This is a genomic window from Rhizobium sp. Root149 (assembly GCF_001427345.1).
Taxonomy (GTDB): Bacteria; Pseudomonadota; Alphaproteobacteria; order Rhizobiales; family Rhizobiaceae; genus Neorhizobium; species Neorhizobium rhizoryzae.
This window is the reverse complement of record NZ_LMGD01000005.1, coordinates 44813-71254: the sequence shown is the minus strand read 5'-3', so window position 1 is coordinate 71254 and position 26442 is coordinate 44813. Positions and strand designations below refer to the sequence as shown.

The following is a 26442-nucleotide window of genomic DNA, read 5'->3' as shown; positions in this document are numbered from 1 at the left end:
GGACCTGAAGGCAATCACCGTGCCGACACTCGTTCTGCACGGCGAAGACGACCAGATCGTTCCGATTGCAGATTCGGCTCACAAGTCGGTCAAGCTGCTGAAGAACGGCACGCTGAAGACCTATCCGGGCTTCTCGCACGGGATGCTCACGGTCAATGCCGACGTGCTGAATGCGGATCTGTTGGCGTTTGTGCAGGGTTGATCGGCGGAAAATCGAAGGGCTGCGTCAAGAACACGGCGCAGCCTTTCACATTCCATCAGTTCATTGCTCTGATCGTGTACTCGCAGATAAGGCATCACCGCTACCAAGAGCAGAGGGGTGTGTTTGAAGCAAGCTCCAGGCTGATGTTGCCGAGATCCGCCGTCTGGGATCCGAGAGGATCGGGATGAGATTTACCGCACAGAAGCTGAGCATAGGCCGAGCAAGCGCAATCCTGCGTTTGAAGGAATCGTATCTTCTCATCCGAGACCAGACTGGCCGGGATCAGGCTGCGCTGCCAAGCCCATCGACTGTCGGAAAACTTGCGGGAACGATGGTCAGGTGCAGCGCGCTTCCGAGCGCGCCTCCTCCGTAGATGGTGTTTTCCGCGACGGCAAAGAGTTCCGCTGGCGTGGTCGTGCTCGAGGTACCTGTTTGCGGGTTCCGGTCAAATCGCGGGAAGTTGGAGGATGCTATCTGCAGGCGAATGCGCTCACCGGGCCGAAAGAGGTAGCTGACATGACCGAGTTTCAGATTGATAGCATGCTGTTCATCGGCATTCCCGGCGGTGCGGATGATGCCATCAACAAGGCCGATGCTTCTCCCCGTTGGATCGACAACGCAGAGGCGCGCGGTCCAATCCGTGCCGGGTGCGCTTGATGAGACCTTGAGCGTCGCCTCCACAAGGCCCGTGACCTCTAACGGCTCCTCCAGCGGAGACGAGGTGAAGATCAGCACATCGTCGCGACGCTCGATTGCACTCTGATCCTTCAGGCCGGAGTTCCTGCCCTGTAGCAGTCCCGGCAGGAAGTTGGCACCACCAACGGTGGGCACGGGATGCCCCGGATCTGCCCGATACGAACGCTGCCAGCAACTCTCGCACGGGTCCGCCCAAAGCGTCGTTTCGCCGAGAAAGAGGGTCTTGCGCACCGAGCCGGGCAGCGGCCAGTCGGGTGCGGCATGCCAGCTGTTCGATCCCTGGCGGAAATAGCGCACCATGGGCGTTTCGGGTGCCCTTCCTTCGCGCGCCGCATCGAAGAAGTGCAACTGTTCGTCACAGAGCGCAGACGTCGCGGCATTATAACCGAGCCAGAAATCACCCTGCCAGTCGGACGGGTTGCCATGGGACCATGGACCGATGATCAACCGGTCCTTGACGTCGTCTGCATGCTCCCAGCGTCGCCGCACAGTCTCAAACAGCTCGATCGAACCTTCGACGAAGAGGTCGTTCCAGCCGCAGCTGACGAGCATCGGCACATCGCAGGCGGCCAGCTGTTCGAGATGCTCGAGATTGCCTGAAGCACTGGCCGCATTGTGGTCGTTGAACCAGTCTACGGCATAGGGGGCAAGTGCAGCCATGTCATGATCAAGCAGTGGCAGACGTTCAAAAGCCGATGCGGGATCCTGCTGCATCAGGGCGAGCAGGCGTTTTCCGCTCTGCACTGCATCCGGCGGCAGGTCGCTCAGGCGGCGTCGAAGATCCTCGGGGCCGAGCGACTCGATGATCCAGAGCAACAGGAAGCCAAGTTCTATGGCGCCGGACCGATAGGTCCAGGTTTCGCCATGCCGTGCTGTCGTCAGATGCGGAGAGATCGCCACAAGGCCGTCCGGGTTGCGCGCCGCAAGCAGAACCTGCGTTGCGCCGACATAGGAGGCTCCGAACATGGTGATCTGGCCATTGCAGAACCCCTGTTCGTGCAGCCACGCGAGCGTGTCCTCGCCATCGTCGCCCTCATGGACAAAGGGGACGAAGTCGCCATCGGAGCCAAAGCGCCCGCGCGTATCCTGCACTACAATGGCGTAGCCACGGCGCAGCGCCGCCATGAAGTCCATGCCCGAAATATACTGCGTTCCGAAGGCATCCTCCTTGCGATAGGGTGTGCGCTGAAGCAGCACTGGCCATGGCCCCTCCCCCTGCGGTAGCCAGACGCAGGCGGTCAGCACAATGCCGTCGCGCATGGTGATTTTGACATTGTCATGAAGCTGAAAGGTCGTGCTCATGGCGGTGCAGCTTCCGTCCTAACCACGAATGATGCGCTGGCGGATCTGGTCGAACGAAACCGCGAGGATCAGGAGTACACCGGCCGCCACCTGCTGCCAGGTGGAGTTGATATTCATCAGCGTCATGCCGTTGTTCAGCACCCCGACGATCAGCAGGCCAAGCACGGTTCCAAACATGCTTCCCGTGCCACCCTTAAGCGATGTGCCGCCCAGAATGATCGCCGTGACCACGGCCAGCTCAAGGCCAATCCCTGTCGTTCCCGATGTCGAGCCGAGCTGCGACGCGCTGACGAGACCCGTCGTTGTCATGCACAGACCTGAGATGACGAAGCCGAAAAAGAGCGTTCGCTTGGTGCGGATGCCGACAAGGCGTGCGGCGTTCTCGTTGGCGCCGATTGCGTAGATCGTACGCCCGAACACGGTTCTGGCCAGCACGATCCCCACAATCACGGCGACGAGGAGGAAAACCATCGCCGAGAGCGGAATATCGAGGAATGGTCGCGAAATCGCCCAGTCGAAATTGTTGATGCGGATGCTGCTTGCGCCACCGATCGAAAGGGTCAGGCCCCGAAAGATGGCCAGGCTCCCGAGCGTTGTGATCAGTGCGTTAACCCCGACGACAGTTACCAGAAAGCCGTTGAGCACTCCGATGCCAAGGCCGACCAGCAGCGCCACGCCAACGGCCGGCATGATGCCCATATGCTGGGCGGCAAGCGCGAATGTCAGCGCGACAAAGGCAGTGCCGCTGCCGACCGAAAGGTCAAACTGGCCACCGATGAGCAGGATCGTGCCGCCAGCTGCCAGAATGCCGGTGATCGACAGCGCGGTAATGATATTCACGGCGTTCGGCCAGGTGAGGAAATACGGCGAATTAAAGCTGAAGAAGACGATTTCAGCGAGAAGAAACAGCAAAAGTGCTGCCCATTCCGGAGCCTTGATGCGACGGCTGGTGGCTGGTGCGGTGATGGGGTGATTTGTGGCGCTCGCGGTGCCGGGGACCTGTTCAGGCATCTGCCCCTCCTCCTGCGGCTTGGGTGAGCCGCTCTGTCGAAATTTCATTTTGTGCCAGTTGGGCCACGACCCTGCCACGCACCATGACCATGGCTCGCGTGGCCACTTCGGTAATGTCTTCATAGTCGGAGCTTGCAATCAGAATGCTGCGTCCGGTGCGGGCGAGATTTCTGAGTACGGCATAGATTTCCTGCCGCGCGCCGACATCAACCCCTCTCGTGGGCTCTATGAGAACGAGCATCGTCGATCCTGCCTCCAGCCAGCGTCCCAGAAGGACCTTCTGCTGGTTGCCGCCCGACAGCGTCGAAATCTGCTCCGATCCATCCGGGCTCGAACGAACCTTCAGCGTCGCGTGCCATGTCCGAAACGCCTTTTCCTCGAAGCTGCGGAACATCATCAGGCGTTTTGCCAGACGCTTCCAGCTGGGTGCGGCCAGGTTCTCAGCAACCGAGCGTGTCTTTAGCAGGCCGTCCCTCGCCCGATCCGCCGGCAGGAAGCCGACGCCTCGCCGGATCGCTTCCGCCGGATGCCGGAACCGCACGGTCTCGCCATTGATGCGCAGCGTGCCTCTGGTGAATTCAGTCTCGCCAAACAGTGCGCCAGCAAGTTCTGGTGCGCCCGAACCGACCTTGCCATAGATCCCGAGGATCTCGCCGGGTTCTATCGAGAGGCGCACGTCGGTAAATGCTGCGGAACCCAGATTTTCGGTCTCCAGCACCGCGCCCTGGCCTTTAGGCGCATGGCTGTAGGTTTCATGCTGGGAGGAGACCTCTCGCCCCACCATGGCGTTGACGACGGTAGCCTGATCCACATCCCGCGTCAGGGCCTTGAGGGAGACCCTTCCATCGCGCAGCACGCAGACGTGGTTGGCAATGGCAAAGACCTCATCGAGGCGATGCGTAATGTAGAGAATTGCGACGCCTGACCGCTGCAAGCGCTGGATCAGCGCGAACAGCCTCTGGGCTTCCGCATCCGACAGCGCTGCTGTCGGCTCGTCAAAGATCAGGCATTTCGAAGCGCCTGCGGTCGCGCGGGCAATTTCGATGATCTGCCTCTCGCCTAAACGCAAGCCTGAAACCGGCGCGTCGATCGGCAGCTCTGCGCCAAGCGCATCCAGCGCGCGGGCGGCCATGGCGCGCATGTTCCCGCGATCCACGAAACCATATCTGCTGGGAAGTGCGCCCAGCGCGATGTTTTCGGCGACGCTGAGTGTGGGAGCATCGGCAATTTCCTGCGCGATCAGTCTGATGCCTGCCTGTCGCGATTGAGCAACCGTGCGAAAGCTGCACTGGCTGCCATCAATCGCAATGGTTCCCGCGTCAGGCTGATGGTCACCAGCCAGGATACGGACGAAAGTCGACTTGCCGGCCCCGTTTTCCCCCAGCAGTGCTGTCACGCTGCCCTTGGGCAAGTCAAGGTCCACACCATGGAGGACCTTGACCAAACCGAAAGACTTTCTGATCCCGCGAACGGATAGAAAGTTGTCCGGACTCATTTGCACTTCGCCTCGGGATAGATGCTGTTCATGTTGTCCTTGGTGATGACTTCATGCGGCACGAGGATCTGCTTGGCGATTGTCTGACCCTTTACCGCCTTGATCAGGTTCGGAATGATCAACTCGGCATAACGTTCGGGAAAATAGGCAGCCGTCGCGATGAAGTGCGGGGCGGTCCAGATCTGGCAATTGCTCGGATCGAAGTTCTGTGCACCGATATAGAGATCGTCCGTACGATTCTGCGAGCGGGCGGCTGCCAGTGCGCCCGTGATGACATCTTCATTGATGCCGACGACGATGACCTTCTTTGCGCCGGGCAGCGCTGTCAGCGTGTCCGTAACCTGGCGCTGCGCAGCGTCCGACTGGCCACCGGCGCCCGTATCGATCACGCGGAGGTTCTTCACCTGACCGCAAACCTTGGCGAACCCTTCGCGCATACCGCCCATGCGCTGGTCGTTGACAACTCCAACCGCCAGCGATTCCAGCGATAGCCAGCCATCATACTGGCAATCGAAATTCTTCTTGAAATACTGGCCGAGGGCATAGCCGACGATCTGGCCGGCATAGACATTGGCTGCGCCCACGAATGCCGTCTGGCAGGGCTGCTGAACAATATCGATCGCGATGACAGGCACCTTGGGGCCTTCGGCGCAGATGTTGGCGGCCGCTGCGGCGTCAGCCTGGAACGTCACCAAACCATCCACTTTCTGGGTGCGGAACTGGCGGGCGCATTCCAGCGCGGCGGCGGCATCGAACTTGGAGTCACAGGTGACAAGCTTGACGCCAGCAGTCTTGGCGGCAGCCTCCATGCCGCGCTGCAGGGCTTCGGTGAAGGGCACGCCCAGACCCAGCTGGGTAAAGCCGATGGTGAGCCCTGCCCCGCTTCCGGCTTCAACTGGTGCGAATGCGGCCACTTCCGGCGGCGGTTTGATGCCTGCATCCTGCGCATGGGATGGCAAGACCATGGCGGTCACAAGACCGAGTGTCCCAACCACAAGTCCCACTATTCCTCTGGAAAAGTTCATCTTACTTCCTCCCTGAAGTGAACGTCTCTGGCTCACGCAACTTGCGTGATTTTCAAGTCAAGCAGCCTTGCCAGCTTGGCGATGCGGCCTGCGATGTGGCCAAGGCCGACGGCGCAATGATGGGCAGGGCCTACAGAATTCCAGGCCTCTACAAAGGAGCGCGCACCCATATCAAAACGGTATCGGCTGTTGGTGTTACCAATCTCGAGAATAGGACCCGGGACCGATTGGCCCTCGGCTACAAGCAGTTCCACCTTGCCCGCGCGCTCGATAAGCGAAAGAAGTGTGACAGGCCCGTGCCTGACCGACATCTCGACCGACACTCCTTTCCCCACCTTGCCGTGGTAGACTTGAAGCGGTCGGACCTTGGTCTTTCCCTCGGCGATCTTTGTATGCCCCGGCCCGTCATGTCCCATGAGAACGATGTCGTCATCGAAGTCGATGGCGTAATATTCGGTGAAGGACCCGCCGGCACCAAAGGCGTCCATGATCTTCATGGCCTGCGCATTCTTGATCTCGTATTCGCCGGCGACCGGGACGCCCGCAGCCGTCAGGAGCGAGCAACCGAGGATCACGGACGAAATCAGGTCCTCATGTTCGTGGCCGGGCACGGATGTGTAGAAATAGGCCATGGAACCGAGCTGGCGCTGATCTGCCAGTTTCACCAGCGCTGCCGCCGTTGCTGCAGCCCGGCGCAGTTCAGCCGGATCGCAATCAGGCTGGATGTCGAATTCCAGCGCGATCCGCGCCAGCATCGCGTCGACCTCTGCCGCGCTCAGTCCGCGCCGGATTTCCGCCAGCTCATCGATTTCCATGAAATCAATGATGGTGCCGAAGGCCGCACTTTGCGCGGTCAGGTCAGAGTAGATGTCCAGCATGCCGGCGTAATAGTGACCCATGACGCCAAGGCGATTGTGCGCCATGACATGCGCCACCCGTGCAGCTTCAATCCAGTCGTCGATCTCCGCATCCACATGGGGATCGTCTCTGAGGACGCCGGTCACCTGATAGGCGCGGATCCCGGAACGGTGGAAGACGTTGATGAGTTCAGGCACCGGGCAGGCCGCGCAATAGGCAAGCCACGTGCCCGTCATCTTTGTGCGATCACCCATCCGGTTGAATTCAGCATAGTCGATGGCGCGCTCGGGCTGAAGATTGAGCACTACGACAGGCACACCGGCACGTCGTACGACGGGCAGGACCGTGGACGACAGCGCATAGGTCGTTACATAAAGGAATATGAGGTCGACATTTTCCGCCCGTAGCCGGTCACCGGCCTCCAGGGCCTTGGCCGTGTTGTCAATCAGTCCGAGATTGACGATCTCGACGCCCGGGCGCGCAAGCTTCCCGGCAACCACGCCGACATAGCCTTCAAGTCGATCCTTCAGGCCTTCGAACTGGGGCCAGTAGGCGTCCAGACCGATGCCGAAGAGGCCAACCCGAAGCGGCCGGTGGGCCGCCCGGGAATCACTACCAGATTTCATGAACTCTCCTCCGCGCCGGCCGCGGGATCTACCCGCCAGTTGGCCGCGTCATTCAAATTTTTCTCCCTGCCAAGACTGTAGCACTCGCGAAGGCCCCCGGAAGTTGCTAAGATTTTTGGGAAATGATCGTATCCATACAAAAATTGATCAATGAGCGAGCGCGACTACTACGTGTACCTGCCTGAGAATGGCCTTTGCGAGTCGCTGGGTTGCACGGCGCTCTCGACGGGCTACACCCGCATTCCGCCGGGCTCAGCCTACCCGCCTGTGCGCCACCCCGATGATCATCACTTCGTCTGGGAGAAGGGCAGGACCATCCAGGCCTATCAGTTCGCCTGGATCAGCCAGGGACGTGGGCGGCTTCAATCAGCGCCCGATCCTGCGCGGGTACACCCGATCCAGGCGGGCGACATGATTGTATTGTTTCCCGGCGTCTGGCACCGTTTTGGGCCAGATCGCGAAACCGGCTGGGTCGAAAGCTGGATCGAGTGCCGAGGCCCCGCCTTCGAGCGGATCATGGATGCGGGCCTGATTTCGCCCGATCAACCCATTTGGCATGCCGGCGATGGTGTCCGGACTGTTTTCGAGACCATTCATGGTCTTGCCTGCGAAGATGCCCTTCTGCACCAGCCGACCTTGTCCGCTCTGGCCCTGCAATTGCTGGCCCAGCTTTGTCAATCTCGTGATCTGGTTGGACAGGGCAGAATCCGAATCATCGAGCAGGCCCGTCGCGCGCTGATGGACAAGAACGCCAACCCCACTTCACTGGGCCGGATTGCCAGCAATCTGGGTCTTAGTTACCCGACCTTGCGACGTCTTTTTCGCGAGCACACGGGAATGTCGCTGAAACAGTATCAGACGGATGTGCGCACCCGCCGCGCCTGCGAACTGCTGCGCAATTCTGACAAGTCGGTCAAATCGATCGCCGGGTATCTCGGCTATAACTCGGCGTTTCACTTCTCGTCGCAGTTCAAAAAGGCGACTGGCCTTTCGCCCTCCGAATGGCGCGCCAAGAATCGTCTCGATATTCTGACAAACATTTGAAATTAGGGGCGATAAGAGACTGACCTGCTCCTGAGCATTTCTTCGAGGATGGATGTCGAAGCGATGGAGTTCACGCTGAAGGCATATCTGCTCGGCGACAGATCGGCTTGTCGCCCTGTTCGGCTCCTCTCAGTCGCGGAAGGAGATGCCAAGCGTCTTTCGCGGAAACGCACGCAATTGAAGAAGGAGCGCACGCGGCACGTCAATCGTATCCGCGCCTTGCTTGTGCTCCACGGTATCCGCTCTGTCCTGGTCTTTGGGGAGGACGCTGGAGGGAGGCAGTTTCGAATATCCGGACCGGAATACGATCTCTAATCGAAGCAGCAAACACAGTCATCCTCGCCTATCACATCTATTCCTGGCAAGACGGATCTTTCCCACCCAAGGACGTTCAGTCCTGCCCTGCCCGCTCGCGATAGTGTGCATAAAGCCGTTCGAGATCCGCCTGGAGGAAAGCGGCAAAGCGCTCTGCGTCTGCTGCCTCGATCGCGACCACCACTTTCTTGCCGCTGCCTGCAAAACTCACACGCATGGCCTTGTCAGTCGCGACCCAGACAGTCTGCTCCGGCTTTTCCTTGCGCAGCTTGGATTTGTCCTGGCGCGCAGCTCGGAAGGCAAGCTCGAAACGTGCATCGCTTTCGGCTTCCGCAGCCCCTGCCCCGCTCAGCACCTCGATGACTTGCTCCGCTACGGTATCAGTCAACAGGTCTACCAGTTCCAGCCAGCGGCGTCGGCCTACAGATGGTGCCGGGCCGATGAGAGAGACGATCGTGGAAGGCACCTGCTTTGCCACCTGCAACATGCGTGACAGCGCCGCCTTGTCGATGCCGAGCGCAGACATGATGATTTCGCGGGAAAAGTCCCGCTGTTCCAGCTTCATCGCAAACAGTGCCCGTTCGATATAGGAAAGGTTGGCACGGGCATTGTTCTCCTGGCCCTGGCTGACGACGAGCTGTTCATCGGTCAGGCTGCGCACGACAGCTCGAACCCGGATGCCCAATTTCTGACAGGCTGCGACACGTCGATGCCCATAGGCAACCTGATAACGTCCTTCCGTTTCCGGATGCGGGCGAAGGAGAACCGGCACCTGTTGTCCATGTTCGCGGATCTGATCTGCCAGTTCGTCAAGCTGCCGCGGATCAAGTCCCAGACGGTCGGACACGAAGGAGCCGTCAATGAGATCGGTATCGATCTCGATGACAGCGGCGCCCTGTAGCAACTGAGCCTCGATTTCCCTGGCGCGCTCAACGGAGGAATTGATGCTGCCCAGCGTCTTCGAGATTCCCCCTATCGCACCGCCTGCCTTCAGCGGACTGCCCAATCCGGCAAGCGGTCGGGCCGGAGGCGCCTCGGTCGAAGGGGTGGCTGCAGCGTTGCGTTCTACGGCTTCGATCAGGTTCTTGCGTGCCATTACTTGCGCCCCCAGGTCGTCTTGACCAGTTGTTCGATTTCGCCGTTGACGGCATTCAGTGCCTCGATAGCGCGGTCATAGGTGCCGCGTGTGAACTGCGTTCGCTCCACCTCGTAAAGCGTCTGCTTGGTCACGCCCGCATCCGAAATGGCTGTCGATTTCAGCATGGGCGTATTGAGCATCCGGTTACCGAAAATGGCGCGCATGAAGCCCGTCATCTGGCTCTGAGGGCCGTCATTGGGCTCGAAACGAGTGACCAGATACCGCATCCAGTCATAGCTTGTGCGTCCCCCTGCCCGCTCCACAACGGCCATCAATTCGCTCGTCATGGCCAGGAACTGGCTCATCGACATCACATCCAGCATCTGCGGGTGAATGGTGATCAGCACGGACGTTGCCGCACACAGCGCGGACATAGTGAGAAAGCCGAGCTGCGGCGGGCAATCGATGACAACCAGATCGTAAAGCTCCTCGATCTGGCCCAGAACCTCGCCGATCCGCGCGAAGAACATCGTGCTGTTGGCCCCTTGCGCCATGAAGCGCGGCGTATCGTGCTCGAACTCCATCAGTTCCAGATTGCCTGGAATGAGATGCAGGTTCGGAATATAGGTCGAGCGAACGATCTCGGTGATTGCCACCGGCTCTTCGTAGCGGATCGCACCGTAGAGCGTTTCACCCTCACCCACATCGAGCTCTGGCTGGTGTCCATACATGGCGGACAACGATGCCTGCGGATCGAGATCAACCGCCAGCACCCGGTAGCCCGATAAGGCAAGATACTGCGCCAGATGTGCGGCTGTCGTCGTCTTGCCAGAGCCTCCCTTGAAGTTCATGACTGCGATGACCTGAAGGTGTTCACCATCCCGTCGATGGGGCACATATTTCGGCGCGCCGTTCTTCTCGTCGAGGACACGACGGATCAGGTTCATGTCATCGGCACTGTAGAGCCGTCTTCCATTGGGAAGAGGGGAGGGGACGTTCAGCTCTCCTGCCAGTTGGCGAAGATAGGCCTCGCCAATGCCAATGAAGGATGCTGCTTCGCCCGGCGCAAATTGGCGGATGGACTTTGCCGACGTGGGCGGGAAAACGCGCGCCTGATGAAGCTGCAGCTGCCGCTGCAACTCCTGCGCATCGGCTGCGAGCATGGATGGCAGATGCTCCTGTTCCGTAGACGCAGGATTTCGTTGATGCAGCATTTTAGATCTCCAGTAGCGCAAATTTTCTTCATTGGGCAGAAATAGCGCTACTCACATAAGAGCTGATTCGTGAAGAATGCACAAACATCGGCTCGATTTTGTTACAGCGTGCCAGCGCTCATCATCGTGTCGAAACAGTTGTCCGCGGACAACGGAACGACCGGTCAAGGCATCACCGCCACTGTTGTCCGCGGACAACAGGCTGTTCAGCACCAGGCTCACAGCCTTTCCGATGATGTGGGTCACGACAGATTCCGATCCATATCATCAGGCCGAGGCATCAAGGTCATGCGCACCGGGCCTTTCTCCTTGCGAGCGCAAAAGCGCCATCAGGACCGGCCCCAGCGAAAACTCACCGCGTCGGGTTTTGGAGGTCAAATCCCGCAGATAACCGCCCGCTGACTGAATATGGCCGGATCGTTCCAGCATGCAGGCAAGTGTGATGGCGGCATTTTCCGGCCCCATGGCGTCACAGGCATCCTGATAGGCGGAAGGACTTATACCTAGCATCGAGCGGACAACCACGGCGGCGCTCATCAGATCCCGCCAGTTCGCAACCGCACCGCTTGGGCCATAATCGACAATTTGCGGGCAGGCCTTCAGCACCATGGCAAGCGGGAAGGCTTTCTGCAGCACCGTCCGATCATTGGGTGTTGGTCTGGGTGTTGGTCGCGTTGCCGCTCTCTCGTCTTTTCTAAAGCGAGGTTCAAGTTCAGTGATGGAGTCTGGATTTGAATTCTGTATGTGACGCCCATTTTGGTTGTCATTGCTCTCTGTATTTTGTGTTTTCAGCAGCAATTCCAGCCGGTTGATGATCTCGTCACGCAAAAGCTCAAGTTCATCGAGAACGTTTTCCACGATCTGCCTGCCTGGGGCGCGGGGCAGGCGGGCAAGAATGGTGATGTAGCTCTCTTCGATCTGCGACCAATCTCCGTCAGCACCTTCCTCCATCGCAGCCGTCAAAAGCTTACGAATGTCGCGACGGCAGATGGTCAAGGCCTCCTTGGCGCGACGGAACGCCTGCGCTTCACGGACAACATCCTGCGCAAGGTTGGCCAGTTCAGAAGCTCGTTGGACCAGAGGCCGCAGGTCGAAACCAAACGCGTTCTCGATATCGCCAGCCTGAGACCGTCGCGCATATCGCTTTCCGTTCGGACTGTCGCGCCGGTCGATCAGCCCTGCCTCGACGAGTGCCGCCAGATGCCGGCGAAGTGTCGTCCCGGCAATCCCGTGCGCCCGCAGTGACAATTGCGCGTTCGACGGAAACACGACGAGGCTGCCATCGGGCTTCAACTCGTTGCCCGGATAGAAAGTCAGGAGAGCATCCAGGACGGCAATCGCGCGATCCTGCAAACCCAGGCGCTGCCGCGCTTCGGCCACATCGCGAAACACTTTCCACTTGTCGACTGAATGCGCCGGGGGAGGGCCCCCGCGGTCCAGTTGCCCCTTCACGAGCGCAAGCGACACCCGCCGCTGCCCGAAGGGCGTCGTTACATTTCCACTCTGCATGGTCCTTTACCTTTTCAAAGGCAAAAGAAATCCGCTCACCAAAACGGTGCCAAAGACTCTTGACTGCGATTCATGGAAATGCGATTCTGATCTTGCTACAGATTGAGAAGGGCTTCCACGACGGTAACGTTTGGGGGCCTTTTTCTTTTGCGGTCGATAATCCTCACGGGTTGCGTTTGCGATATTTGGCGTAGAGATCGTCCAGATGCTCGGCGACAAAGGCGCCGAAGCCGGCCGCATCCTTGGCCTTTGCATCCTTGCTTTTCAGGGCAAGAGTGTAACTGTTTCCGTCACTGCGGATATTGGCCGAAAGCGCCCGATCCCGCGCGGACCAGATCTCGCGTTTCGGCTCAGGGCGGTAACCCGCAATCTTCTTTCGGGTCAAAGCATCCATGACGAAGGCAAAGCGGGCATCGCCATCAATGCCCTCAAGGCTGGTTTGCGATAGAATTCGGCGTAGTTCCTCCAGCACGCGTGGGTTCTCAAGCAGGTGCTTGAGCTCGTACCAGCGGTCGCGGCCCGGCGATCTCGCGCCACCGATGGCCGACAGAATGTCCTGCGGCATATTGGCGACCGACAGCATTTTGGAGAGCGTTGCCTTGTCGATGGACAGCGCCGTCATGACCGTCAGATTGTCGCCGTCGTAGTTCAGTTCGCTCAGTCGTTTTGCGAAACGCGCCCTTTCGATGAAGGAGAGGTCAGAGCGTGCGGAATTTTCCTGGCCCTGCGCAATGACATGATCACGATCGGAAATGGCTTTGACGACAGCGCGAACGGGTCGGCCGAGTTCGCTCGCCACCCGCAATCGCCGATGCCCGAAAACCACCATATAGCGACCAGCATCGGATGGATGCGGCCGCACGAGGATCGGGCTCGTCTGACCCTGATCCCGGATTGCCGCCTTAAGCGTCTCAAAGGCTGCCCGATCATCCTCCAGCCGGTCCTGCACGAAGGAGACATCGACCGTCGCCGGATCGAGGTCTACGACCGTCTCGCCTTCCAGAAGCTTGTCGGCCCGCGCCGCCAGTTCATCGATCGTGGAGATGATCGAGCGCGAGGCGCCCTTGACCGTATAGTCCAAAGCGACCGGGTTTGCGCCCGTCTGCTCCGTCATGACATTGGCGAAAGGGTTCTTACGCGCCATGACGCAATCTCCTGCCTAACCCACGGAGAGACTTGCGAAAAACACCAAAGTTGACGGCGGTCAACAACATCACAGACGCCCCCATGCCCGGTGGATGAGACCCTGGATCTCGAAGTTAACGGCATCCAGGCACTCGATGGCCCGGTCGTAGGTCGCGCGGTTGAAGTTATTCCGCTCAACCTCATAAAGCGTCTGCTTGGTTAGACCAGCGTCAGAGATCGCCGTCGACTTCAGCATCGGCTGGCGCAGGATTTCTTCGGCAAGCATGGATTGCATGAAGCCAAGCATCTGGGCCTGGGGCACATCGGTCGGCTCGTAGCGGGTGATCAGATAGCGGAGCCAGTCCATTTCGACGTTGGCGCCCGCCCGCTTGATCGTCTTGGTGATATTGCCGAGCATGAGAAGGAACTGGCTCATCGACATGAGATCCAGCATCTGCGGATGAACGGTGATCAGCACGGAGGTCGCGGCGGTGAGTGCGGTCAGCGTCAGGTAACCGAGCTGCGGCGGGCAATCGAGCACGACCACATCGTATCGATCGTCCACATCGGAAAGCGCCTTGCCGAGGCGGGTGAAGAAGCGCTTGCCCTCGACCGAGGTCTGCATGGAAAGCGGCGTATCGTATTCGTATTCCTGCAGCTCGAGATTGGCCGGAATGATGTCGAGATCCGGAAAATTGGTCTGCTGTATGATCTCGGACAGGGGCTTGCGCGCCTCGTCATAGCGTATGGCGTCGTAAAGCGAAGGGTTGCGGTCAAGCTCCGGCTGAAACCCGTGCAGCGCCGAGAGGGACGCCTGCGGGTCAAGATCAATCGCCAGAACCCGGTGCCCGGTGAGGGCCAGATGCTGCGCAAGATGCGCCGTCGTCGTGGTCTTGCCGGAACCGCCCTTGAAGTTGACGACGGCTATGATCTGCAGCTTGTCGCCATCCTTGCGGTGCGGCACATATTTCTTGGCGTCGGATTTGCCGGTGCGATCCAGAAAATGGCGCAGTTCGCGCATCTGCTCGCCGGTGTAGAAGCGACGTCCGCCGGTGGAAGTCGTCGGCACCGGCCCCTTGCCTTCCAGATGCAGCCGCTTCAAGTTGTTGGGGCTGACACCCAGATAGTGCGCCACTTCAGCCATGGAGAACAGGCGCAACGTCTTGCGGGCATTCGGTGGAAACTTGTCCATACGAAGCTGGTCAAGACGACGCGAGATCTCTGCACCCTGGAGCAGGATCTTCTCGTCGAACTCGAAAGACGGCAACCTCGTGAAGGCGTTCATAAACTGCGACCGTTCTGGCGATAAAATGGCCTGAATAGGAAAACTGCCGCCAGTATCGGCCATTTGGAGGATGTGACAAGCGATAAATGGTTAACGCATTTTCCCGCCACCCGCGCGAACTGGCAGCTAAGCCGTTGACTCGTTAACGAATTTGGCTATTTCACCGAAGGGCGATCCTGCGCGGAAAGATGCGGCCAAGGGCATTTTCAAGGAATGGATTCACAGGAATCTGTGTCTCTGGAGCACGACAGACCGGCTAGGCGCTGCATGAGAGCCCGAATCGCGTCTTGAGGCCCGACTCAACAACCTGAATCGATTCGCATTTTCATGCGCAAGCACAGCATGAGGTGTTCAATCAGCCGCGCTCATCCTCTGCTCGATGCTCTGGCGGGCTTTCAGCAGCAAGTGCCGCAGCGTCGTCAATTCAGCCGGGCTGAGCTCGGAGAAAAGCTTCTCCTCATGGGCAACGACTTCGAGATCGACAGACTCGATCAGTGCCATTCCCTCTGGCGTCGCCAGCAGCGCATGGCTGCGGCGATTATTCTCGATCGGGTTGCGGGTCAGGAGCCCGCGGGAGGAAAGTTCGTCCACGATCTGGACCAGGTTCGAGCGCTCAAGTTTCAGCGCCTCGGCCAGCCGCGTCTGGTTGATACCCGGACTGCGGGCCACGACCGAAAGCACCGAATAGGAGATGATCCGCAGGTTGAAAGGCCCAAGAACGCGGGTCAGATCACCCTGCACAAGATTGAAGAGGCGTTTGAGATCATAGCCGACGAAACGCGTGAGGTAAGCGTCAGGGGAGGGGGCCTCCGGCTCCTGCGTCTCTGCCTTTACCGTCTCTGCCGCCTTGCGAACCATGTGCGCCCCGTCTCCAATCCTGTCCCGTCTACTTTGGAGGCAAGCGAAGCGCCCCGTCCAGCCGGATCACTTCGGCGTTCAGATAGCGGTTGGTCAAGGCGAATATGACTGCATCCGCAAATTCAGCCGGATCACCGAGGCGAGCCGGGAAGGGGATTGAGGCGGCGAGCCCCTGCTGCACTTCGGGCGGAAGTTCCGCGAGAAGCGGGGTGAGGAACAGGCCCGGCGCGACCGTGTTGACGCGGATCCCGAAGCGGGAAAGCTCGCGCGCGGCGGGCAGGGCAAGAGAGACGATGCCGCCCTTGGATGCCGCATAGGCAGCTTGTCCCAATTGGCCGTCGAAGGCCGCGACCGAGGCGGTGTTGACGATTGCGCCGCGCGCTCCCTTGGGGTCGGGTTCGTTTCCTTGCATCCGCTCTGCAGCAAGCCGCAACATGTTGAACGTGCCGATGAGATTCACACGGATTGTCTTTTCAAAATCCCCGAGCGGCATGGCGCCGTTGCGCCCGACAATGCGGGCGGCTCCGCCAATCCCTGCGCAATTGACGAGACCGCGCAAAGGCCCGTGGCTGGAAATTGCGCCATCAAGGGCGGAGCCGGCGGCCTCGTCGGTCACGTCGAGTTCGAGTGCGTGACCGGAAATATCGGCAGCGACGCGTTCGGCGGCAGCCTTGTTGCGGTCGATGACGGTTACACGCGCGCCGTGAGCGGCAAGGGCCCGGGCGGTCGCCTCTCCGAGACCAGATCCGCCGCCGGTGACGGCAATGTGCGAGGTTGCAAGTTCCATCAGCGGTTTCCTTTCCAGGTGGCGTGCACGACGCGTGGATCGTCTCCATACAGCGCTTCGGCGAGATCCGCACGTTCGCGCAGGACGGCGCGCTGGTTGACCGAGCCTTTGTCAGTGACCTCGCCCTTGTCGAAGTTCAACGGCTCCAGCAGAAGCATGGCGGCAACGACACGGGTCGCGCTGCCGGTCGCCGTTTCCGCATGAGCGCTCAACCTCTGTTCCAGAGCGGAGCGGACGACGGGATGAACCACAAGCTCCTCCGGCGACAGCGATTGCAGAGCTTCCGCCAGTTCGCGGATGCGCGGCCAATTGGGAACGAGCAGTGCACGAAGGTCATCCCGTTCGGCACCGGCGATGACGGCATCCGATATCAACCCGCCGAGCGCATCCACAAGTCGGCTGCGCAACTGGCCGACGGCAACCCAGGTGCCGGTGGCGAGCTTGAAGTTCTCCGCCAGCCGTCCATCGAACAGGAAGCCCCCGGCGGGATCGCCCGGCACGGCAAACCGAAGCGCATCGCCCAGTTTGTAAAAGCCGTCCTCATCGAAAGCCTGGCTGGTGAGCGGCGCATTGCGCCAGTAACCGGGCGTGATTGAAGGGCTTTTAAGCCGCGCTTCAAGCTTGTCTTCCTGCGGAACCAGCTTCAGCGTGACGCCAAGCGCCGGAACGCCGACATTGCCCGGTTTTTCCTTCTTATCCGTATGATAGAGCGCAAATGGACCGGTTTCCGTGGCGCCGAGACCAGAGACAAGCGGGACACCACCCTCCACATGGCGTTGGGCAAGGGCCTGCAGACGATCCCAGACGGCCTGACTCATGCCAGCGCCCGCATACATCATCATGCGCATGCGCGAAAAGAAGGTGCGGGCCAATGTCTCGTCCGTTTCCAGCACATCCAGGAGATATTGATAGCCCACGGGCACATTGAAATACCAGGTCGGCGCAACCTCCCGCAGATTGCGAATGGTGGCATGAATGCCCTCCGTCGTCGGGCGACCGTCATCGATGTAATAGGAGCCACCATTATAGATGGCCATGTTGAAGACCTTGTTGCCGCTCGCCGTGTGGTTCCACGGTGCCCAGTCGATGATGACCGGGGGTTCATGGATCAGGAAATCATAGGCTTCGCGGATCATGGCCTGATTGGCGCAGAGCATGCCATGCGTCTGGATGACGGCCTTGGGACTGCCGGTCGTGCCGGATGTAAACAGGAATTTCGCGATCGTATCCGACGTGACGGCATCATGTGCCGCCTGCATGGCCGCGGTCGGTGCCGTGTTCAGGACATCGTCATAGGCGATGGTTTCCCGGTCCTGCGCCACACCTGTCAGGCTGACCAGCGGCACATCCGGCCCGAGAACCGCGCTGATGGCCGGAAGATACCGCGCTGCGTGATCGGCAAACACCATGCCCGGTGTCAGTTGCTCCACCACCGAGATGAGCTTGCTGCGGTCTTCGCCGGACAAGGCGTAGGCCGGCGCGAGAGCGGCAGACGGGATGCCCGCATGCTGGGCGCCAAGTGCCATGACGGCATGAGCGATGGAATTGCCGGAGAGAATGAGAAGCGGTCGCTCTGCGGACAGGCCGCGTTCGACCAGAAGGCTGGCAACGGCCTCTATGGCCATCTTGCCTTCTGCGTAAGTGACAGTTTGCCAATCACCCGAAGCGCTGCGCTGACCCATCCAGACCTGGTCCGGATGCGTTTGCGCCCCGGTCATGAAGCGTTCCGTGATACAGCGCGGATAGGCGGGAATCTGGCCTTCCTGACGGACGATGATGGAACCATCCGCCTGTGTTTCCATGATAATCCGCGGCGATGCTTGTTTTGTCGCGCCAACCGCAAGGGCTGTATCAAATGCCATGGTGCTCCTCCCCCCGAGTGCTCCAGAACTGTTATCTGACATAAATGTTTACACGCCCACGCGCATCTGGGCAATAGACGATTTACAGTGAAACTGTTATGTGACATTACAATTAACGGTGAGGATGAGAGCAACAAGCAGGGCGGACCATGAGCACGGCAAATCAGGAACCTATCAGCTACGAACTCGATGGCGAGATCGCCATGATCGGTCTCCGGCGGCCGGAAAAACGCAATGCCGTAAGCGACCGTGTTGTGGAAGCGCTGAATGTGGCGATCGAGCGCGCCCAGGACGAAGCGAAAGCCGCCGTTATCTTCGGCGAAGGCACCCATTTCTGCGCCGGTCTCGACCTTGCCGAACACATGCAGAAGCCGCTGATCGGGGCCGTGATGGGTTCGCGCCGCTGGCACCGGATTTTCGATGGCATCGAACGGGGTGCCATTCCCTTTGCCGTGGCCTTGCAGGGCGCCGTCGTCGGCGGCGGCTTCGAACTGGCGGCGGCTTGCCACCTGCGCGTGGCGGACGAGACGGCGTTTTTCGGCCTTCCGGAGGGCCAGCGGGGCATTTTCGTCGGTGGTGGCGGATCGGTGCGCATTGCGCGGCTGATCGGCGCACAGCGCATGGGCGACATGATGCTGACGGGTCGCACCGTTTCGCCTGTTCAGATGGAAGTCTGGGGCGGCGTGAACTATGTGGTTCCTGCCGGAACCGCGCTGGACAAGGCGAAAGAGCTGGCCCGGCTTGCCGCGCAGAATGCGCCCATGTCCAACTATGCAATCCTGAACGCGCTTCCCCGTATCCGCGACATGTCTTCCGAGGATGGACTGTTTACGGAATCGCTGATGTCGGCGCTCGCCTCTGCCACGCCCGAAGCAAATGAACGCCTGCGCGCCTTTCTGGAAAAGCGGACGGCACGCCTGAAGGCACCGGACGCAGAATAAAGATCGATGCGGGGAGGAGCACAGAAATGGCAATGAATCTCGACGAATTGATTGCAATCGATTTCCACACGCATGCGGAGGAGCCCTGCTGCGGCCCGCGCGATGATGGCTATCTGGAATTCCAGGCCGCGATGGCGACCTATTTCCGCAACCCCGCCGGTGCAAACGGCATGTTGCCGACCGTGCAGGAAACCGCCGCCTATTACCGCGAGCGCAAGATCGCTGCCGTGATCTTCGGTGTCGACGCCGAGCGCGAAACCGGTTTCCGCCGCTACAGCAATGAGGAAGTGGCGCAACTGGCCGCCGAAAACAGCGACATCCTCATTCCGTTCGCCTCCATCGACCCGGCCAAGGGCAAGATGGGCGCGCGCGAAGCACGCCGCCTGGTGCGTGAATTCGGCGTGAAGGGCTTCAAGTTTCATCCGACCATGCAGGGTTTCTACCCGGATGACCGCATGGCCTATCCGCTCTATGAGGCCATTCAGGAAGAGGGCGCCATTGCACTCTTCCATTCCGGCCAGACCGGGGTTGGCTCCGGCATGCATGGCGGCATGGGCATGCGGCTGAAATATTCGCGGCCCATCCATGTCGATGACGTGGCGGTCGATTTTCCCGACATGACGATCGTGCTCGCACACCCCTCCTTTCCCTGGACGGAAGAGGGGCTTTCGGTGGCCACCCACAAGCCGAACGTCTACATCGACATGTCCGGCTGGTCGCCGAAATACTTCCCGCCGATCTTCGTGCAATATGCCAACAGCATTCTGAAGAAGAAGATGTTGTTCGGCTCCGACTGGCCAGCCCTGACGCCGGAACGCTGGCTGAAGGATTTTGAGACCATCGGCATCAAGGACGAGGTGCGCCCGCTGATTCTGAAGGAAAACGCCCGCCGCATTCTGAAGATGTGAGTTTGAGACCGGGGACTTGTCTGTCCACCGAAGCTATGAGATAGCGGCGACTTGACGGGTCTATCGAAGGCCCGGTTCCCGGTAGCCCTTGCGCCGTTTCTCCCGCTCGACACGCAACAGGGCAGCGGCAGCATCATCTTCCGCTTCAAACGTCTGGACCATGGTCTGCCCCGACGAACCGATGCGGCCCCAGTTGCGAATGACCGAAACGCCGCCGAACAATGTCGGCTGCACGCTCAGCAGGTAGAAGCGGTGCATGTTCCGCTCAAGGTCGATGCGATGGAGATGAACCGGTGCCGTTTGTTTGCCTTGCATGGCCGGATTCTGCGGCAAGAACCACATTTCGTCCAACGAATTGCGTGAATCACTCGTTGCCGACCGATTCACGCAATTGATGCTTCCCTATTCTTCCAAATTACTGCTTCTCGGGCCGGGTGGAGGATGACCGGCGAAACAGACGGCGCTTGCGGCGTGGTTTCAGCAGCGCGACATCGCTGACGAGCCGTGCACCGCCCTCGCGCTTCTCAAGCGTGATCTTGCGGCTGTGGAAGGCTTCGAGTTCGGGACGATGGCCGACACTGAGCACCGTGACATCCGGCAGCTCCGAAATCATCATTTCCATGATGCTGTCCTGCGATTTCTCGTCCAGCGCGGAAGTTGCCTCATCCAGCACGATGATATCCGGATCGTGCAGCAGCAGGCGGGCAAAGGCGAGGCGCTGCTTTTCGCCACCGGACAGGGTGTGATCCCAGGGCGCCTCTTCTTCCAGCCTTTCGGAAAGACGCCCAAGGCCAACCTTTTCCAGCGCGGTCGCCATTTCCTCCTCGCTCCAGCTCTCGGCGGCACGCGGGTAGGCGACCGCGCGACGCAAGGTTCCGGCGGGGATATAGGGCTTCTGGGGCAACATGAAGAGTTCGGCACCGGGACGGAAGCCGACACTGCCACCGCCCCAGGGCCAGAGCCCCGCGATGGCGCGCACCAGCGTGCTCTTGCCGGAACCGGATTCACCCGCGACCAGCACACGCTCGCCGGGCTCGATATGCACCTCGGTTTCCTTGACGACGGCGGTGCCGTTATCGAGGGAGACGGAAAGCTCGTCGAGCGTCAGCATCGCGCTTCCCTCGGCATCGCCCCGCTTGATGCGACCAAGATCATCGCTGTTTTCCGCCTTTTCCAGGCTGTCGAGAGAGACCATCAGAGACGCCACGCGACGGGCGCAGGCATTCCAGTCCGCAAGCCGAGGGTAATTGTCGACCAGCCAGCCGAAGGCGCTCTGCACGATGGTGAAGGCGGATGCGGCCTGCATGACCTGGCCCAGCGTCATGCTGCCATCAAGGAATTTCGGCGCGCAGAGGAGAACGGGAACGACGGGCGCAATGAGCAGCGAGCCATGCGAGACGAGCGTGGTGCGCATGTATTGCCGTGCCAGAAGACGCCATTGCTTGCGTACATTGCCGAAGCGGCGATCCAGATCGTTGCGCTCTTCTTCCTCGCCGCCGAGCAGAGCGATGCTTTCGCCGTTTTCGCGAATGCGGGTCAGCGTATAGCGAAACTCCGCCTCGACCTGGTTCTTCGCCTCGGAGACCTGCACGAAATTGCGACCGATGAAGGCAATGGAACTGGAGGTGATGGCGGCATAGAGGACGGCCGTGATGACGAGGAAACCCGGGATGGTGACCTCTGATCCGCCAAGCGACACAGTGAGCGCGCCGCCGATAGTCCAGAGAACCACGATGAAGGTGGAAGCGGACACGAAGGCGGATATGACGCCTGCCACAAAATCAACTGGCGATTCCGTCGAGATGCGCAAATCCTCGGAAATGCGCGCTTCCGGATTCTTGTGATCTCCGTCGATGAGATTGAGCTGGTAGTAGCGGCCATGCGCCAGCCAGCGGGCAACGAGGCTTGTCGTCAACCAGGACCGCCAGCGGCGCTGGATCGCCATGCGGATCCACACCTGTATGGTCACCAGCCCGACGCTTCCGATCACGAGAGGCGGGAACAGGGCGGCCAGGAAATAGACCGTCGACGCCTGCTTCTGCTCGATGGCGTCGAACAATCCACGGTTCCAGACATTGATGCCATACTGGAAGCAGACGTTGAGACCGATCATGACCAGAAGGCCAATGGAGAAGGGCCAGGCAAGCTTGTCGCTCTTTCGATGCCAGTAGCCTCTGGCGCTCTGCCAGAACCGCTTGAGCAGAAAGCGCTTTCTGGCGCGTTCGATCTCTTCCGGCGTAAAATTGGCATGAGGATCCGGGTGGGAATCCGTCTCGGGCGACGGGGGTGCGGAAGAGTGGTCAACCTCGGACGTCAATCTGTTCTCCTGAAGCAGCGCCGAACTAAACAATGCTGAAGCAGCGATGGCGCATTGCCATTCTGGATGGAGGGAACTTTTCAGGCCGAGGATGGATAGGCAGTGTTCATGCAAATTTCCCCGCAGACAAGTTATCGCGAAAACGTGAAGACGGGTGATTGGTTCCGCCGCGACCAGCGGCGCGGGGCTCGGCGAGGCGCGAACTGCAGCGACCGCCAAATTCAACTCAATCTGGCGCGCGCGAAGCATTTCCGTTTCTTCACGGAACCCAAATTGACAAGACGGTGCTTTCACTCCGCCACCATTTGCACGTTAACTGGGCCATCCAAGGAGGATTCTCGACCATGAGTTTGCGCATCAACCAGACTGCACCGGATTTCACCGCAGAGACCACGAAGGGAACGATCAGCTTTCACGACTGGATCGGCGACAGCTGGGCCGTACTGTTCTCTCACCCGAAGAATTTCACGCCTGTCTGCACGACCGAACTGGGCGCGATGGCTGGCCTGCAGGGCGAGTTTGCCAAGCGCAATGTGAAGGTCATCGGCATTTCTGTCGATCCGGTCGACAGCCACGCAAAGTGGAAGGACGACATCAAGATCGCAACAGGCTTCGAGGTGGACTATCCGCTGATCGGCGACAAGGACCTGAAGGTCGCCAAGCTTTACGACATGCTGCCGGAGGATGCAGGCAATTCATCGGAAGGCCGCACGCCAGCCGACAATGCGACCGTGCGTTCCGTTTACGTGATCGGGCCTGACAAGAAGATCAAGCTCATCCTGACCTATCCCATGACGACGGGCCGCAATTTCGATGAAATCCTGCGCACGATCGACTCCATCCAGCTGACGGCGAAGCACCAGGTGGCAACGCCCGCCAACTGGAAGCAGGGTGATGACGTGATCATCACGGCGGCCGTTTCCAACGAGGATGCCGTTACCCGTTTCGGTGCGTTCGACACCGTTCTGCCATACCTGCGCAAGACCCGCCAACCGGCAGGCTGAAGCTGAAGGATAGAGGGGGAGGGATACTGTCCGGAGACAGTCCCCTTCCCATCTGCCTGCCGTTTCTCAGACACATTCCGAAGGCCGCAGCCGGAACTTACAGCCTGCCAGCGATGCCACCTCGCCGGCTTTGACCAGAAGGATGAAAGTCGTTCGGTAGTCCCATCGCGTCGCGTCATTTCAGCTGCCGAGGTCCCGCACGCCTTCTACCGTTGACAGGGACGAGTGCTGCGCCCGCATTGCCTCACTATCGAAAACAGGAGATCATTGCCCTGAAGGGTTTCGCAAAGCGCCGAGGCAATGTTCAGTGCGGTTGCGTCCTGAAATCCCGCCATCTTCAAGGAACAGCACGTGCAAGATTTCCTCTTCAACACGACCCGCAGCATCCAGTTCGGCAATGGAGCGTTGCAGAAGCTTGGCGATATCGTCCTAGCAACTGCAAAAGGGCCAGTATTTTTGATCACGGACTCGGGAATGATGAAAACCGGGATCATTTCAAAGGCCATCGATATTCTCAATGCGGCAAAGATTGAATTCAGGCTCTTTGCTGATGTAGAGGCCGATCCGCCTGAACAGGTCATCGAGGCCGCAACACGACTTGCTCACGATGGAGCCGTCGGGTGCGTGATCGGCCTTGGCGGTGGTTCGTCGCTCGATGTTGCGAAACTTGTGGCGCTTCTTGCAGGCGGGCAGGAGAGACTGAAGGACATATACGGTGTCGGCAAGGCAAGAGGCCCACGCCTGCCACTGATCCTGGTTCCAACCACCGCTGGAACCGGCTCGGAAGTAACGCCGATATCGATCGTCACGACGGGAACGGCTGAAAAGATGGGTGTCGTATCCCCCGTCCTCCTGCCGGATGTCGCATTGCTCGATCCGGAGCTGACATACGGTCTGCCTCCACAAGTGACGGCGGCGACCGGAATCGACGCGATGGTACATGCCATTGAGGCTTTTGCTTCCGCCAATGCCAACAATAATCCCATCTCACGCGGATTTGCCTTGCAGGCGCTTAAACTGATTGGCTCAGCTCTGCTCACGGCGGTTAAAGACGGAACCAATTCCGCCGCCCGAACCGATATGTTGCTGGGGTCGATGCTCGCCGGCCAGGCATTTGCAAATTCGCCGGTCGCAGCGGTTCATGCCCTGGCCTATCCGCTCGGCGGCCACTTCCACATCCCGCACGGGTTGTCCAACGCACTCGTGCTGCCGCATGTGTTACGCTTCAACGCCGTAACGGCACACGAGTTGTATGTCGAACCGGCTGTACATGCTTTCCCTGCACTTGCGAGCCTTGAAGGTCAGGAGAGAGTTTCAGCTTTTTGCGATGCTCTGGCACAGCTTTCGGTGGATTGCGGATTGCCCCACCGCCTGCGCGACGTGGGGATCACCAAGGATTGGATTCCCCGGCTGGCCAGGGATGCGATGAACCAGACGCGGCTACTGGTCAACAATCCTCGTCCAATTACCGAGGAGGATGCTCTGTCAATTTATCATGCCGCCTACTGAAGCAGACATTGATTTCACGGCTCGATTCCCTGAGGAATTACAAGGTCATAGGCGTTTTTGTGGCCGGCGATTGGACTGTCAGGAGTAACTATTAGAAGATAGTGACTTAGGTGTCGCTTTAAGACTGAACAAATGCCGGTAATCGGCAACTACTCTTCCGCAAATCATGGATAATCCGACTGTGCCGGTCTTCTGGGAGATCACCGGCACAGATGCCTATGGTCGGGGTTACGAATATGCGACGGTCGGTACATGAATAATCGGTGGGCCATTCAAAGCCAGCTCTGTTTGCTTTATCGCCGGCAGAAGAGCATGCGGACCATGCCGAGGCCGCGATCGTTCACTTTTCCTCCTCAATAGGCAGCGCCCGAGTTCCCGGGGCGCGTCAAGCGGCAGCTCGCTCCGACCGAAATGCCGCAATAAAAAGGGGACACAAATATGAAATACCTGACAGCCTTGGCGAGTACATCTCTGGCTTTTCTGGCAATGACCGGAATTGCGCGCGCGGAATGCGGCAACCTCACGATCGCAAGCATGAATTGGCAAAGCGCCGAGGTTCTGGCCAGCCTCGACAAGTTCATCCTGAATAATGGTTATGGCTGCAAGGCAGATGTCATTGTCGGTGATACCGTTCCAACGATCACATCCATGATCGAGAAAGGGCAGCCTGACCTTGCTCCGGAAGGCTGGGTCGATCTTCTGCCAGACGTGGTCAACCGCGGGATAACCGAAGGCAAATTGATTGGCGCAGCGGTTGCACTGTCCGATGCTGCCGTCCAGGGCTGGTGGATCCCGAAATATGTTGCTGACGCCCATCCCGACATCAAGACAATTGATGACGCCCTGAAGCATCCTGGACTCTTCCCCGATCCGGAAGACAAGAGCAAGGGCGCGATCCACAACGGGCCACAAGGCTGGGGCGGCACAGTTGTGACATCACAGCTCTACAAGGCCTACGGGGCAGCGAAAGCCAATTTCACGCTGGTCGATACAGGTTCGGCTGCCGGACTTGATGGCTCTATCGCCAAAGCTTATGAGCGCAAACTCGGCTGGATGGGCTACTACTGGGCACCGACTGCCCTTCTCGGAAAATATGAGATGGTGAAGCTGGAGCATGGTGCAACTTACGATGCAGCCGAGTGGAAGCGATGCAATACCGTAGCTGACTGTGCTGACCCGAAGAAGAACGACTGGCCAAAGGACAAGGTGCAGACACTTGTGACGAAGGCCTTTGCTGACAAGGCGGGCAAGGACGTGATGGACTATCTGAACAAGCGTTCGTGGAGTAACGCGACCGTCAACAAGCTTATGGCCTGGATGACAGACAACCAGGCGAGCGGTGACGACGGCGCGAAGAAGTTCCTCAAGGAGAATGAGGCGCTCTGGAAGGCGTGGGTATCGCCGGACGCAGCAGCGAAGATCAAGGCCGCGCTCTAGACGACAGAGCAGTATCAGATTGCCCGTTCCCGGA

General features: G+C 59.5%; 22 protein-coding genes. 7 read left to right on the top strand and 15 right to left on the bottom strand.

The annotated features are described in order from the left end of the window. Positions 1-202 (top strand): alpha/beta hydrolase (locus ASD54_RS05840; protein WP_162249557.1); only part of this gene is annotated, 202 nt, incomplete at its 5' end. A 282-nt stretch (positions 203-484) separates the two neighbouring features. On the opposite strand, the gene ASD54_RS05835 is transcribed toward ASD54_RS05840, so the two are convergent. From ASD54_RS05835 to ASD54_RS05815, 5 genes are read right to left on the bottom strand one after another with little or no spacing between them, the layout of a single operon-like run. Further along, positions 485-2200, bottom strand: a complete 1716-nt coding sequence (locus ASD54_RS05835) for a CocE/NonD family hydrolase (protein WP_062553678.1) — start codon at positions 2198-2200, stop codon at positions 485-487. Positions 2201-2218: 18 nt separating this feature from the next. Further along, complete coding sequence (locus ASD54_RS05830; protein WP_082547101.1) at positions 2219-3211, bottom strand: ABC transporter permease; 993 nt, start codon at positions 3209-3211, stop codon at positions 2219-2221. Then, positions 3204-4706, bottom strand: a complete 1503-nt coding sequence (locus ASD54_RS05825; protein WP_062553677.1) for a sugar ABC transporter ATP-binding protein — start codon at positions 4704-4706, stop codon at positions 3204-3206. Before ASD54_RS05825 ends, ASD54_RS05830 begins: the two co-directional genes overlap by 8 nt. Continuing rightward, positions 4703-5731 carry a sugar ABC transporter substrate-binding protein gene (locus ASD54_RS05820; RefSeq protein WP_062553676.1) on the bottom strand — a complete coding sequence of 343 codons (1029 nt, stop codon included), beginning with the start codon at positions 5729-5731 and terminating at the stop codon, positions 4703-4705. The genes ASD54_RS05825 and ASD54_RS05820 overlap by 4 nt, the downstream gene beginning before the upstream one ends. Positions 5732-5763: 32 nt before the next feature. Next, on the bottom strand, positions 5764-7215 hold the full coding sequence (locus ASD54_RS05815; protein WP_062553675.1) for an arabinose isomerase: 1452 nt from the start codon (positions 7213-7215) through the stop codon (positions 5764-5766). 150 nt (positions 7216-7365) lie between these two features. Here ASD54_RS05815 and ASD54_RS05810 point away from each other — a divergent pair, with 150 nt between their 5' ends. Continuing rightward, complete coding sequence (locus tag ASD54_RS05810; RefSeq protein ID WP_156379093.1) at positions 7366-8259, top strand: AraC family transcriptional regulator; 894 nt, start codon at positions 7366-7368, stop codon at positions 8257-8259. A 391-nt stretch (positions 8260-8650) separates the two neighbouring features. Here ASD54_RS05810 and repB (ASD54_RS05800) read toward each other — a convergent pair whose 3' ends face one another. The 8 genes from repB (ASD54_RS05800) to ASD54_RS05765 all read right to left on the bottom strand — a co-directional run bounded on the left by repB (ASD54_RS05800) (position 8651) and on the right by ASD54_RS05765 (position 18292). Further along, positions 8651-9670 (bottom strand): plasmid partitioning protein RepB, encoded by a 1020-nt coding sequence (gene repB / locus ASD54_RS05800; RefSeq protein ID WP_062553673.1) that lies wholly within the window; start codon positions 9668-9670, stop codon positions 8651-8653. Next, entirely contained in the window at positions 9670-10866 is a 1197-nt protein-coding gene (gene repA / locus ASD54_RS05795; protein ID WP_062553672.1) for a plasmid partitioning protein RepA, read from the bottom strand. Before repA (ASD54_RS05795) ends, repB (ASD54_RS05800) begins: the two co-directional genes overlap by 1 nt. A 267-nt stretch (positions 10867-11133) precedes the next feature. Continuing rightward, positions 11134-12375: a plasmid replication protein RepC gene (gene repC, locus ASD54_RS05790; RefSeq protein WP_062553671.1), complete on the bottom strand. Its 1242-nt coding sequence runs from the start codon at positions 12373-12375 to the stop codon at positions 11134-11136. A gap of 163 nt (positions 12376-12538) precedes the next feature. Further along, complete coding sequence (gene repB, locus ASD54_RS05785; protein ID WP_062553670.1) at positions 12539-13519, bottom strand: plasmid partitioning protein RepB; 981 nt, start codon at positions 13517-13519, stop codon at positions 12539-12541. 69 nt (positions 13520-13588) lie between these two features. Beyond that, positions 13589-14785, bottom strand: coding sequence for a plasmid partitioning protein RepA (repA, locus tag ASD54_RS05780; protein WP_062553669.1), 1197 nt, complete (start codon positions 14783-14785; stop codon positions 13589-13591). Positions 14786-15136: 351 nt separating this feature from the next. Continuing rightward, positions 15137-15643, bottom strand: a complete 507-nt coding sequence (locus ASD54_RS05775) for a MarR family transcriptional regulator (protein ID WP_062553668.1) — start codon at positions 15641-15643, stop codon at positions 15137-15139. A gap of 28 nt (positions 15644-15671) precedes the next feature. Then, complete coding sequence (locus ASD54_RS05770) at positions 15672-16430, bottom strand: SDR family NAD(P)-dependent oxidoreductase (RefSeq protein WP_062553667.1); 759 nt, start codon at positions 16428-16430, stop codon at positions 15672-15674. After that, the gene (locus ASD54_RS05765) at positions 16430-18292 is read right to left on the bottom strand and encodes a feruloyl-CoA synthase (protein WP_062553666.1); all 1863 of its coding nucleotides are present in this window, start codon (positions 18290-18292) and stop codon (positions 16430-16432) included. The genes ASD54_RS05770 and ASD54_RS05765 overlap by 1 nt, the downstream gene beginning before the upstream one ends. A 149-nt stretch (positions 18293-18441) precedes the next feature. Between ASD54_RS05765 and ASD54_RS05760 the strand changes: the two genes are divergently transcribed. Both ASD54_RS05760 and ASD54_RS05755 read left to right on the top strand, forming a co-directional pair. Beyond that, positions 18442-19233, top strand: a complete 792-nt coding sequence (locus ASD54_RS05760; RefSeq protein WP_062553665.1) for a crotonase/enoyl-CoA hydratase family protein — start codon at positions 18442-18444, stop codon at positions 19231-19233. A gap of 32 nt (positions 19234-19265) precedes the next feature. After that, complete coding sequence (locus ASD54_RS05755) at positions 19266-20141, top strand: amidohydrolase family protein (RefSeq protein ID WP_062553686.1); 876 nt, start codon at positions 19266-19268, stop codon at positions 20139-20141. 60 nt (positions 20142-20201) lie between these two features. Here ASD54_RS05755 and ASD54_RS05750 read toward each other — a convergent pair whose 3' ends face one another. Beyond that, positions 20202-20456, bottom strand: a complete 255-nt coding sequence (locus ASD54_RS05750; RefSeq protein ID WP_062553685.1) for a WGR domain-containing protein — start codon at positions 20454-20456, stop codon at positions 20202-20204. Positions 20457-20556: 100 nt separating this feature from the next. Next, on the bottom strand, positions 20557-22368 hold the full coding sequence (locus tag ASD54_RS05745; protein ID WP_244484692.1) for an ABC transporter ATP-binding protein/permease: 1812 nt from the start codon (positions 22366-22368) through the stop codon (positions 20557-20559). A gap of 434 nt (positions 22369-22802) precedes the next feature. Here ASD54_RS05745 and ASD54_RS05740 point away from each other — a divergent pair, with 434 nt between their 5' ends. The 3 genes from ASD54_RS05740 to ASD54_RS05730 all read left to right on the top strand — a co-directional run bounded on the left by ASD54_RS05740 (position 22803) and on the right by ASD54_RS05730 (position 26408). Beyond that, a complete protein-coding gene (locus ASD54_RS05740) occupies positions 22803-23462 on the top strand; it encodes a peroxiredoxin (protein WP_062553664.1) in 660 nt (219 codons plus the stop codon). Between the two features lie 351 nt (positions 23463-23813). After that, positions 23814-24971, top strand: coding sequence for an iron-containing alcohol dehydrogenase (locus ASD54_RS05735; RefSeq protein ID WP_062553663.1), 1158 nt, complete (start codon positions 23814-23816; stop codon positions 24969-24971). A 438-nt stretch (positions 24972-25409) separates the two neighbouring features. Further along, a complete protein-coding gene (locus ASD54_RS05730; RefSeq protein ID WP_062553662.1) occupies positions 25410-26408 on the top strand; it encodes an ABC transporter substrate-binding protein in 999 nt (332 codons plus the stop codon). Positions 26409-26442 lie beyond the last annotated feature (34 nt).

What these genes read in the sequence shown, in the direction of transcription:
- ASD54_RS05835 (WP_062553678.1), bottom strand. Translation starts at nt 2,200, where the DNA reads ATGAGCACGACCTTTCAGCTTCATGACAATGTCAAAATCACCATGCGC.
- ASD54_RS05830 (WP_082547101.1), bottom strand. Translation starts at nt 3,211, where the DNA reads ATGCCTGAACAGGTCCCCGGCACCGCGAGCGCCACAAATCACCCCATC.
- ASD54_RS05825 (WP_062553677.1), bottom strand. Translation starts at nt 4,706, where the DNA reads ATGAGTCCGGACAACTTTCTATCCGTTCGCGGGATCAGAAAGTCTTTC.
- ASD54_RS05820 (WP_062553676.1), bottom strand. Translation starts at nt 5,731, where the DNA reads ATGAACTTTTCCAGAGGAATAGTGGGACTTGTGGTTGGGACACTCGGT.
- ASD54_RS05815 (WP_062553675.1), bottom strand. Translation starts at nt 7,215, where the DNA reads ATGAAATCTGGTAGTGATTCCCGGGCGGCCCACCGGCCGCTTCGGGTT.
- ASD54_RS05810 (WP_156379093.1), top strand. Translation starts at nt 7,366, where the DNA reads ATGAGCGAGCGCGACTACTACGTGTACCTGCCTGAGAATGGCCTTTGC.
- repB (WP_062553673.1), bottom strand. Translation starts at nt 9,670, where the DNA reads ATGGCACGCAAGAACCTGATCGAAGCCGTAGAACGCAACGCTGCAGCC.
- repA (WP_062553672.1), bottom strand. Translation starts at nt 10,866, where the DNA reads ATGCTGCATCAACGAAATCCTGCGTCTACGGAACAGGAGCATCTGCCA.
- repC (WP_062553671.1), bottom strand. Translation starts at nt 12,375, where the DNA reads ATGCAGAGTGGAAATGTAACGACGCCCTTCGGGCAGCGGCGGGTGTCG.
- repB (WP_062553670.1), bottom strand. Translation starts at nt 13,519, where the DNA reads ATGGCGCGTAAGAACCCTTTCGCCAATGTCATGACGGAGCAGACGGGC.
- repA (WP_062553669.1), bottom strand. Translation starts at nt 14,785, where the DNA reads ATGAACGCCTTCACGAGGTTGCCGTCTTTCGAGTTCGACGAGAAGATC.
- ASD54_RS05775 (WP_062553668.1), bottom strand. Translation starts at nt 15,643, where the DNA reads ATGGTTCGCAAGGCGGCAGAGACGGTAAAGGCAGAGACGCAGGAGCCG.
- ASD54_RS05770 (WP_062553667.1), bottom strand. Translation starts at nt 16,430, where the DNA reads ATGGAACTTGCAACCTCGCACATTGCCGTCACCGGCGGCGGATCTGGT.
- ASD54_RS05765 (WP_062553666.1), bottom strand. Translation starts at nt 18,292, where the DNA reads ATGGCATTTGATACAGCCCTTGCGGTTGGCGCGACAAAACAAGCATCG.
- ASD54_RS05760 (WP_062553665.1), top strand. Translation starts at nt 18,442, where the DNA reads ATGAGCACGGCAAATCAGGAACCTATCAGCTACGAACTCGATGGCGAG.
- ASD54_RS05755 (WP_062553686.1), top strand. Translation starts at nt 19,266, where the DNA reads ATGAATCTCGACGAATTGATTGCAATCGATTTCCACACGCATGCGGAG.
- ASD54_RS05750 (WP_062553685.1), bottom strand. Translation starts at nt 20,456, where the DNA reads ATGCAAGGCAAACAAACGGCACCGGTTCATCTCCATCGCATCGACCTT.
- ASD54_RS05740 (WP_062553664.1), top strand. Translation starts at nt 22,803, where the DNA reads ATGAGTTTGCGCATCAACCAGACTGCACCGGATTTCACCGCAGAGACC.
- ASD54_RS05730 (WP_062553662.1), top strand. Translation starts at nt 25,410, where the DNA reads ATGAAATACCTGACAGCCTTGGCGAGTACATCTCTGGCTTTTCTGGCA.